Source organism: Nocardioides sp. (assembly GCF_016462705.1).
Classification (GTDB): domain Bacteria; phylum Actinomycetota; class Actinomycetes; order Propionibacteriales; family Nocardioidaceae; genus Nocardioides.
On the sequence record NZ_JAEMSS010000034.1, the window covers coordinates 19,016 to 28,904 of the forward strand.

General features: G+C 72.1%; 7 protein-coding genes. 1 reads left to right on the plus strand and 6 read right to left on the minus strand.

Translation table 11 applies throughout. The features are described from left to right. Positions 1-62: 62 nt before the first annotated feature. Positions 63-5,234: a hypothetical protein gene (locus JHD21_RS06550; protein WP_292672620.1), complete on the plus strand. Its 5,172-nt coding sequence runs from the start codon at positions 63-65 to the stop codon at positions 5,232-5,234. A gap of 12 nt (positions 5,235-5,246) precedes the next feature. On the opposite strand, the gene JHD21_RS06555 is transcribed toward JHD21_RS06550, so the two are convergent. The 6 genes from JHD21_RS06555 to JHD21_RS06580 all read right to left on the minus strand — a co-directional run. Beyond that, the gene (locus JHD21_RS06555) at positions 5,247-6,236 is read right to left on the minus strand and encodes an endonuclease/exonuclease/phosphatase family protein (RefSeq protein ID WP_292672622.1); all 990 of its coding nucleotides are present in this window, start codon (positions 6,234-6,236) and stop codon (positions 5,247-5,249) included. Beyond that, positions 6,233-7,309, minus strand: a complete 1,077-nt coding sequence (gene proB, locus JHD21_RS06560; RefSeq protein WP_292672624.1) for a glutamate 5-kinase — start codon at positions 7,307-7,309, stop codon at positions 6,233-6,235. The genes JHD21_RS06555 and proB overlap by 4 nt, the downstream gene beginning before the upstream one ends. Beyond that, positions 7,299-8,876 (minus strand): GTPase ObgE, encoded by a 1,578-nt coding sequence (gene obgE / locus JHD21_RS06565; RefSeq protein ID WP_292672626.1) that lies wholly within the window; start codon positions 8,874-8,876, stop codon positions 7,299-7,301. The genes proB and obgE overlap by 11 nt, the downstream gene beginning before the upstream one ends. Positions 8,877-8,950: 74 nt before the next feature. Next, positions 8,951-9,211 (minus strand): 50S ribosomal protein L27, encoded by a 261-nt coding sequence (rpmA, locus tag JHD21_RS06570; RefSeq protein ID WP_292672628.1) that lies wholly within the window; start codon positions 9,209-9,211, stop codon positions 8,951-8,953. A gap of 57 nt (positions 9,212-9,268) precedes the next feature. Further along, entirely contained in the window at positions 9,269-9,577 is a 309-nt protein-coding gene (gene rplU, locus JHD21_RS06575) for a 50S ribosomal protein L21 (protein ID WP_292672632.1), read from the minus strand. Positions 9,578-9,684: 107 nt separating this feature from the next. Further along, positions 9,685-9,889, minus strand: a 205-nt coding sequence (locus tag JHD21_RS06580) for a hypothetical protein (protein WP_292672633.1), incomplete at its 5' end; no start/stop codon positions are given.

Genomic DNA, 9,889 nt, shown 5'->3' on the forward strand with positions numbered 1-9,889 from the left:
CATGGGCAGCCGGTCCAGACCGCCGTAGCCTTCGTGGGTTCCCCCGGAGGGCCGTGGGACGGATGGGGAGCGCCGTGTCGAAGAAGTACGTCCTGGTCAGGTCACGTCTCCTGCAGCACCCCGTGAAGTGGCTGGGGCTGATGCTGGCCGCCGTCGGCGTCCTCCTCGTCGGTGCCGTCGGGGGCACGCAGGCCGCCGAGCCGTGGTCGGTGCAGGTCATCGGCACCAGCGGTCCCGACGACCTCGCGGTGGACGAGATGACCTACGAGGAGGCCAGGGACGCCCTGTCGACGGCCTCCGCTGCGGCGACACCCGTCGTGCTGCCGGTCGCCCCCACCGGGTTCCCCGGCGTCACGACCGACGACGCGACCCTCGAGTTCGACGACGCGGCGTTCGCGCTCACCGTCAGCGGACCGACCGACCTGCTCGGCGTCGCCGCCGACGTCATCGTCGTCGCCACCTGGGCCGACGCCGATGCCGACTCGAGCCCGTCGGTGACCGTCGCGTTCCGGACCGGCGCCGCCTCGCTCAGCGACTTCGCGCCGAGCCTGGACGCCGTCGACGTCGGGCTGAGCAAGACCTGGACCGCGTTCCGCAAGGACGCGACCGACACCTCGACCCTGGCCGTCGGCGACCTGCCGCAGGGCGGCCAGGACTTCTTCGACGACGGGGACCCGGACAGCGACGACGACCTGGCGATCGGCCAGGGCGTGGCGTTCCGTGGCCTGGTCGACGGCGACTCCGCCGGCCTGGGCGACGCGCTCGGTCGCGTGGGCGTCGACTACGTCCGCCTCGACGGCACCCTGTCGACCTCCGACGAGGCCCTGGAGGAGGGCGCCCCCGCCCCGACCGGGTTCGCCCTGACCGCGACCGTCGGCGTGCAGAACCCCGACTCGATGCCGGAGTGGCTGGAGCTCGGCTCCCCGTGGACCCTCGAGCTGGCCAAGAGCGCCGGAGGCGACCTCACCGTGGGCCTCGAGGGCGGCGCGACGGTGACCCTCGGCGACACGCCGATCTCCGGGACGGCCTCGGTCGCGGTCACCATGTCCGGCGGCGCGCTCGCCGTCGACCTTGGGATCGAGATCGACACCATCGAGGCGCCGTTCGGTGCCGACTGGCTGACCCTGGAGACCGCGTCCCTCGAGGCGTCGATCTCGGGGGACGGGGTGTCGGGGTCCCTGGACGCCGAGGTCACGCTCGGCACTGCTCCCGACACGCTGACCGGCACCGTCTCCGTCGCACTGGAGAAGACCGCCGGTGCCGTGTCCGGCACCGTGGACGCGGCGCTGGCCGGGACGATCAGCGCGGTCGACCTCGCCGAGCTCGTCGGCGCGGACGTCTCCGGCCTGCCCGACGACGTCGACGTCGAGGTGACCGACCCGGCGCTGCACGTCGCGGTGGACGGCTCCGTGACGCCCAAGGCACTGACCGTCTCCGCGACCGGCACGGCGAACGTCGTCCTGGGCGGCACCTCGGTCGGCGCCACCATGCTGGTGCGCAGCGGCCCCGACGGCGTCATCGTCGCGGCCCGGCCCAGCGGCGAGCTCAGCCTGAGCGACCTGGTCGGCGCGGTCACGCCCGACCCGACGCTGCCGGACCTGTCCGTCGTGGTCAGCACGGAGGACGTCGAGGCGGCGTCCGGGGACCTGGACGGCCCCACACGTCAGTACTTCGCGGGTGTCCTCTGCCCCGCGGCGACCCCCGGCTGCGACTTCGACCTGGAGCTGAAGAAGGGCGTCTCGCTCGCCGCCGCCATCGAGCTGCCGGCCGCGCTCACCGAGCCGCTCGGCGAGATGGGCCTGGCGGTCGACGAACCGCTGAAGGTCACCGGCCTGATCCCGGCGTTCGGCGGCACCACGACCTCCCTGACCGTCGAGCTCCCCGGTCTCTCGACCGCGGGTGACGGCGGTTTCGTGCGCGGCGCGGGGCTCGCCCTGGAGATCTCCAAGGCCGGGAGCACCATCAGCTTCGGCCTCGAGGGGTCGCTGACCCTCGGCATCCCGCGGGTCGAGGGCGACACCTGTCCCAGCAACCTCTACGTCGACACCACCTGCATCGACGAGGTGAAGTTCTCCCTCACGGGTCGGTTCAGCTTCACGACGACCACGTCGAGCTTCCGGATCGAGGGCGGTCTGGAGAGCGCGTCCGACGAGGGCTGGCAGCAGCCCTTCGGCGTCCCGTTCCTCACCCTGCACGAGGCGAAGCTCGTGCTCGGTGTCACGACCGGCACCACCACCTCGGTGGACATCGGGTTCCTCGGTCGGTTGGTGGTCGGCCAGACCGACATCTCCATCTCGGCCCTCGTGGGCGTCACCCCCAACTCGCCGTACCTCGACTTCAAGGGCTTCACCGGGTCGAGCCAGAACGGCCTGAGCATGAAGCAGCTGGGCAAGCTCTACACCCAGGTCTCGGGCGGCCAGGTGATCCCGGACGAGATCATCCCGCCGGTCGGGATCCGCAACCTGTTCCTGTCCATCGGCCACGTGGACGACCCCTCCCTCTGCCTGCGCGCCGGCTTCTACCTCTCCGGTGACCTCTACCTCGACAAGGGCACCCCCGGCGGCTCGGTCACACCCGGCTGCCTGCCGCCCGCGGGGTCCGACCCCTCCGTGACGGACCAGTGTGAGGAGGACGAGGACTGCATCGCCTCCGTGCTGGTGGACGTGCAGACCGGCAAGGGCGGCGGGGTCCCGAGCGTCAACGCCCAGGGCTACATCACCGGGTGGAACGCCGGGCCGCTCACCTTCGACCCGACGATCGTCAAGCTCAACCTCGGCAGCTCGGGAGCTCGGGTCTTCATCAAGGCCGGGGCCACCCTGCTGGACCCGATCGAGTACTACTCCACCGGCAGCTCGTCCAGCGTCTGGGCCTCCGGCCAGGTGACCCTCGACATCGGCACCCAGCGCTTCCTGGTGAAGGGTGACGTGGTGCTCGCCGACATCATCGCGGCGGGCATCGAGGGCTCGGGCAAGTTCGACCTGACCGACCCGGACTTCGAGTTCTCGGTCTATCTGCGGGCGCAGTTCCTCGAGGACATCGCCGCGGGCATCGACGAGGCGATCAAGGCCGTCGACATGGCCGCCGACGAGTTCGCCCAGGCCTTCTCGTCGCAGAACATGGAGACCGTCTTCTCCGAGATCCGCGGCGCCTTCAACGACCTCGGCAACCCGGGGTCCGCCACCTGGCGGACCCTGTCCACCGGCTACTTCGACTTCCGCGACGACGTCGACAGCGCCAACGACACCCTCGAGCAGTGGGGCTTCGGCCGGCCGATCCCGATCAACCAGCTCCTGGACCTGGCGCTGTTCGGCATCATCACGCCCGACATCCCCAAGGTCGAGGTGTGCCTGTTCGGCGGCTGCCTGACCATCATCCCGTCCATCAGCATTCCGGACATCCCGGGCATGTGCAGCTACACCCCCGGTCTGCAGGGCACGCCGATCTGCACCGGCCCCAAGAACCAGGTCGACGAGCAGCTCCGGGCGCAGTACGCCGCTCCGGTGATCAGGGAGGAGGTCGGCGACGCGGGCCTCGTGGTCCCGTCCGGCGTCTCCATCGACACGCTCGTCACCAAGTTCGCGGCGATCGAGCCCACCAGCACCCCGGGCAGCCGCTCCGCCCGGGCCGTGGCCACGGGTGGCACCCAGGTCAACTGCGCGGTGTCGCAGGTCAGCTACCCCGTGGGGACGATCAGCGACACGACGTTCGACGTGCAGACGATGGGCACGGTCGTCACCATCACCGGAGACAAGCCCGAGGACCTCGCCGCCGACGGCGAGGTCAGCCCGGAGACGGCCGACGAGGCCGAGCAGGACACGCTCAACGCGCTGCTCACGACCTCGGACGACGGCGGCTGCACGGGCAGCGCGCCGCCCCCGGGGCCGAGCAAGGTGCTCTCCCTGGCGCTCAGCGGCTCGCTGGTCGAGGAGGGGTCCACCGTCACCGCCAGCGGCAAGAGCGTCGGCGGCACCGTCGGCGAGACCGTCACCGTCACCTGGGGCGACGGGACCACCAGCACCGCGGTGCTGTCGGCCACCAAGACCTGGCAGGCCTCGCACGTGTACGCCGACGACGCCGGCGTGGGCACGTCGACGACGTACACCGTCAAGGCCGAGGCCGCCGAGCACATCGAGGCGGTCCGTCAGTTCGCGGTGGTCAACGTGGCCCCGCAGATCACGGGCCTGACCCTCCCCACCGCGGCCGTGGAGGAGACTGACGCGGTCACCGTCTCGGGCACGGTCACCGACCCGGGCACGCTGGACACGCACACCGTGGTGGTCGACTGGGGCGACGGCACGGCACCCGTCCCCGTGCCGGTCATCGCCGGTGCGTTCTCGGCCGAGCACGAGTACGCCGATGACAACCCGAGCTCCACCGACCGCGACGTCATGCCGGTCTCGGTCGTGGTGAAGGACAAGGACAACGCCACCACCGACGAGCTCGGCTCGCAGACGGTGGCCAACACCCCGGCCTACGGGCTGACCTTCGCCTCGCAGGACGTGCTGGTGGACGGCGACACCACGTTCACCCGCACCGGACGCATCGTCTCGTGGGCGGGTGCGGTCAAGGACAAGTCCGTGGTGGACCTGCTGCGCACCGAGATCGACTGGGGCGACGGGTCCGGCACCGACCTGATGCTGACGAGCGACGACGTCCTGACCCGCCCGATCGCGGCGGACCACGGCTGGGCCGAGCCGTGCGTCTATCCCGTCACGGCCGACGTGACCGACGACGACCTGGGCGCCGCCGGCACGGTGAGCAGCTCGGTCGTGGTCACCCGCGCGACACCCGAGAAGGGTGGCGGCAGCCGGTGGTGGACCAGGCAGTTCCGTGCCCTGGCGGCCGGGCAGCCCTCGGGGCTGTCCCCGGCGCAGGCGTCGTGCTACCTCGCGGTCGCCCGGCACGTCAGCCCGACGTTCGAGAAGCGGGTGCGGCTGGGCAGCTCGGCCGCGGCCCTCGACGTCCTCACCATGAAGAAGGCCACGGCGGGGCCGGGCAAGCCGACCCCGGGCCAGAGCCGGCTCCGGGTCGAGCGGGCCAAGCTCGACCGGGCGTTCCTCGGCGCGCTGCTCGACTTCGTGCACGGCAAGCAGGCCTGGGACGCGCCCGTCGTGCGCCGTCCCCAGGGCGGCTTCTACCGGTTCGGTCAGCTGGTGGCGATGGCCGACAGGGCGCACACCAGCAGGTCGGTCGACCGGATGGTCGAGGTCCGGAAGCTGCTCGGGAGGATCTAGCCAAGCACCGCGCTAGCGGCGGGCGACGGTGGCGACCACCGCACGGTGGTCGCTGCCGGGCACGTCCACGGTGAAGGACTCGGTGACGGCGAGCGCCGAGGTGACCAGGACGTGGTCGATCTGGATGAGGGCCGGCGGGTGGAACCCCGGCACCGGCGTGATGCCGTTGCTCGGCCAGGTCGGGCTCCAGCCCGCGTTGACCAGCTCGAGGGAGTCGCGGTACCCGGCGTCGCGCCAGGCCCGCAGCACCGCATGGTCGGGGCTGGCGTTGAGGTCGCCCAGGACCAAAGTGGCCTCGGACTGCTGCGCGGCCGCCAGGAGGGTCTCGTGCTCGGCACGCCAGGTCGACGCCCCGGCCGGCGGGACGGGGGCGACGGGGTGGACCGCCAGCACGGTCAGCGCGTCCGCCCCCTCCCCCACGGTCACCTGCCACGACTGGAACGTCGTCTCCAGCCGGGTCGGCTCCGTGAGGGGCTCGCGGGAGAACACCATCGTGCCGTCGACGGCACCGTTGGGCTCCCCGATCCGGTACGGCAGGAGCTCGTCGATCCCCGCCTCCTCCATCTCGGTCAGCGTCCCGAACGTGATCTCGTTGACCACCAGCAGCCCCACGTCCCGCGCCTGGGCCACCCTGACCACCTCGGCCGCGGCCGCGTCGCCGGCGTAGAAGTTCGTCGTCATCACGACCAGCGGCGCGGCACCGTCCGCGGGGGCCGGGTTGTCACCGACGAACTGCGGGGCCAGCCACCAGACGTGCGCTCCCAGGCCGGCGACCAGCACGGCCAGGACCGGGGCCAGCACCCGTCGCGGCCCGGCCCGGCCGGCGGCCAGGGCTCCGCCCACCAGCAGGACGTCGACGACGTACAGCGGGGTCACCAGCGGGGTGAAGGACATCATCCGGACGGCAGGCCCCGCATCGGAGTCCAGCAGCCGGTTGAGGGTGAGCGGGACCGCAGGCAGTGCCAGGCCGGCCGCGGCCAGCCAGAAGACCAGGCGCTTCATATCAGGACCAGCGCGTCGCGGTGGACGACCTCCCGCTCACCGCTGCGGCCGAGCAGGCCGGGCAGCTCGTCGGCGTCGAAGTTGACCAGGCCCCGGGCCACCGCGACGCCGTCCGGGCCCGCGATGTCGACCGGGTCGCCGGCCACGAACGAGCCGCTCACGCCCGTCACTCCGGCGGCCAGCAGGGACGCGCGACGCTGGGTCACGGCGCGGACCGCCCCGTCGTCCAGCAGCAGCGTGCCCTGGGGCTCGGTCGCGTGCGCCAGCCAGAGGAGACGCGTGGGCCGCCGCTTGCCCGTGACGTGGAACAAGGTGCCGACCGGCTCCCCCGCCAGCGCGGCACGCGCCTGCTCGGCCGCGGTCAGGATGGTCGGTACGCCGGCGCCGGTGGCGATCCGGGCGGCGTCGAGCTTGGTGTGCATGCCGCCGGTGCCGACCCCCGCCGCGCCTGCCCGTCCGACGCGCACGTGGGCGATGTCCTCGGGGCCGTGGACGTCGGTGACCAGGGTGCTCCCGTCGGCGCTGGGCGCCGCGTCGTAGAGGCCGTCCACGTCGGAGAGCAGGACGAGCAGGTCGGCGTGCACGAGGTGGGCGACGAGGGCGGCGAGCCGGTCGTTGTCGCCGAAGCGGATCTCCGTGGTCGCCACGGTGTCGTTCTCGTTGACGATGGGCAGGACGCCGAGCTCGAGCAGCTTGGCGAAGGTCTGGTAGGCGTTGCGGTAGTGCGAGCGACGCGTGACGTCGTCGAGGGTGAGCAGCACCTGCCCGGTGATGACGCCGTGGCGGGCCAGCTCCTCGGTGTAGCGGTGCACCAGCAGCCCCTGACCGACGGACGCGGCCGCCTGCTGCGCCGGAAGGGACTTGGGCCGCCGCTTCATCCGCAACGGCGCCAGTCCCGCTGCGATCGCACCCGAGGACACGAGGACGACCTCGACCCCGCGGGTCCGGGCGCCGGCGAGCACCTCCGCCAGGGCCCGCACCCGGGCCGGGTCGATGCCGCCGGCGGCGGTCGTCAGGGACGAGGAGCCGACCTTGACCACGATGCGCTTGGCGTCGGTGACCTCAGTCCTCATCCGAGACCTCGGTGATGTCCCACTGGTCGACCCGCGGAGCATCGGGGTCGTCGGCACCACCGATCTCGTAGGAGGTCGGGCCCGGGGTCCGGGCCGCGCGCTCCTGCTCGCGCACCCGCCGAGCCACGTCGGCGCGGGTCTCGCCCTCCTCACGCTCCTCCATCGCCTCGTCGATCTCGCGACGCCGCTCGCGAGCGGGCCGGGCCTCCTCGAACCGCTGGTCCTCGCCGCGGCGGCCCAGCATCTCGGCACCGGCGGCCACGCTCGGCTTGAAGTCGAACACCACCGAGTTGTCGTCGCGACCGATCAGCACGGCGTCGCCCTCCTGGGCACCGAGCCTGAGCAGCTCCGCCTCGACGCCGAGCCGGTCGAGGCGGTCGGCCAGGAAGCCGACGGCCTCGTCGTTGCTGAAGTCCGTCTGCCGGACCCAGCGCTCCGGCTTGGTGCCGCGCACCCGCCAGCCGCCGTCGTCGGTGCGCAGGACCGTGAAGTCGCCGCCCCCGTCGGCGCTCGGCGGGCGCAGCACGATCCGGGTCGCCTCCGCGGTGGGCGTGGCGGCCCGGGCGTTGCCGACCAGCTCGGCCATCGCGAACGTCAGCTCGCGCAGCCCCTCGCCCGAGGCGGCCGAGACCGGGAAGACCCGCAGCCCGCGCTCGCGCAGGTCGTCGATGACGATGTCGGACAGGTCGCGTCCGTCCGGGACGTCGATCTTGTTGAGCGCCACCAGCCGGGGTCGGTCCTCCAGGCCGCCGTGGTTGGTCAGCTCTCGCTCGATGATGTCGAGGTCGTCGAGCGGGTTGCGGCCCGGCTCCATGGTGGCGGTGTCCACGACGTGCACCAGCGCCGCGCAGCGCTCGACGTGCCGGAGGAACTCGTGGCCGAGCCCGCGTCCCTCGCTGGCACCCTCGATCAGCCCGGGGACGTCGGCCACGGTGAAGGTGACGTCGCCGGCCTTGACCACACCGAGGTTGGGCACGAGCGTGGTGAACGGGTAGTCGGCGATCTTGGGCCGGGCCCGCGAGATCGCGGCGATCAGGCTGGACTTGCCGGCACTGGGGAACCCCACCAGGCCGATGTCGGCCACGACCTTGAGCTCCAGCACGATCTCGAGCTCGTCGCCGGGCTCGCCGAGCAGGGCGAAGCCCGGCGCCTTGCGCTTGGACGACGCCAGCGCGGCGTTGCCCAGGCCACCGCGGCCTCCCTGGGCCACCACCAGCTCGGTGCCGGGCCCCACCATGTCGGCGAGGACCTCCCCGGTCTGCCGGTCGCGGACCACGGTGCCGTCCGGGACGGGGAGCACCAGGTCGCCGCCGTGGGCACCGTTGCGGTGGGCACCCGCACCCTGCCCGCCGCTCTCGGCCTGGCGCTTGGGGCTGTGGTGGTAGTCGACGAGGGTCGTCACGTCAGGGTCGACCCGCAGGATCACCGACCCGCCGGGCCCCCCGTTGCCACCGTCGGGACCGCCCAGCGGCTTGAACTTCTCGCGGTGGACCGAGGCCACACCGTGCCCGCCGCGACCGCCGGCGACGTAGAGCGTCACCTGGTCGACGAAGGTGGGGATGGCCATGGGTTGTCCTTACCGGAGAAACACGAAGGGCGCCCCGAACGGGACGCCCTGTGTGTCGATGAATGGGTACGACGTCAGGCGTCGTCACCCGGGACGATGTTGACGACCCGGCGACCACGACGGGTGCCGAACTCGACGGCACCGCCGACGAGCGCGAACAGGGTGTCGTCACCGCCGCGGCCGACGCCGCTGCCGGGGTGGAAGTGGGTGCCGCGCTGGCGGACGATGATCTCGCCGGCGTTGACGACCTGGCCGCCGTAGCGCTTGACGCCCAGGCGCTGGGAGTTGGAGTCGCGGCCGTTCTTTGTGGACGCGGCGCCCTTCTTGTGTGCCATGACGAGTTCCTTTGCGCGGTGGTGGCTGCGGTGTGACTGGGAGAGCCTGAGCGAGGCTCAGGCGGAGATCTTGGTGACCTTGACCTGGGTGTACTTCTGGCGGTGACCCTGGCGCTTCTTGTAGCCGGTCTTGTTCTTGAACTTCTGGATCACGATCTTGGGACCCTTGGTGCCACCGAGGACCTCGACGGTGACCGAGGCCTTGCCGAGCTTCTTCGCGTCGCTGGTGACGTCGTCGCCGTCGACGAGGAGGACGACCGGGAGGTCGACGGTCTTGCCGACCTCGGTCGAGATCGTGTCGATCTCGATGACGTCGCCCACGGCAACCTTCTGCTGCTTGGCGCCTGCGCGCACGATCGCGTACACCGCGGTCTCCTCGGATCTCTGCGTAGATGGTGGGGGCGCTGAGCGCACCAAGGGTCAATCGTACGGACCGGCCAGCCCAGGCGCAAAATGCTCGGCGTCGTGGAGGGCTACCGCTTGCGGCCCTTGCGCTTGACCGGCACGTGCGGGGCGGCGTCGGCGGGGTCCATCTCCATCAGCCCGTCGTCGGCCGGGGCACCCAGGGCGGTGTCGATGACGGCCGCCTCGGCACTGGCCGGGACGTCGGCGACCGCGGTCGTGGTGCCCGCGGACCGGCTTCCTCCGCGGCGCCGGGTGCGGGTGACCACCTTGGGC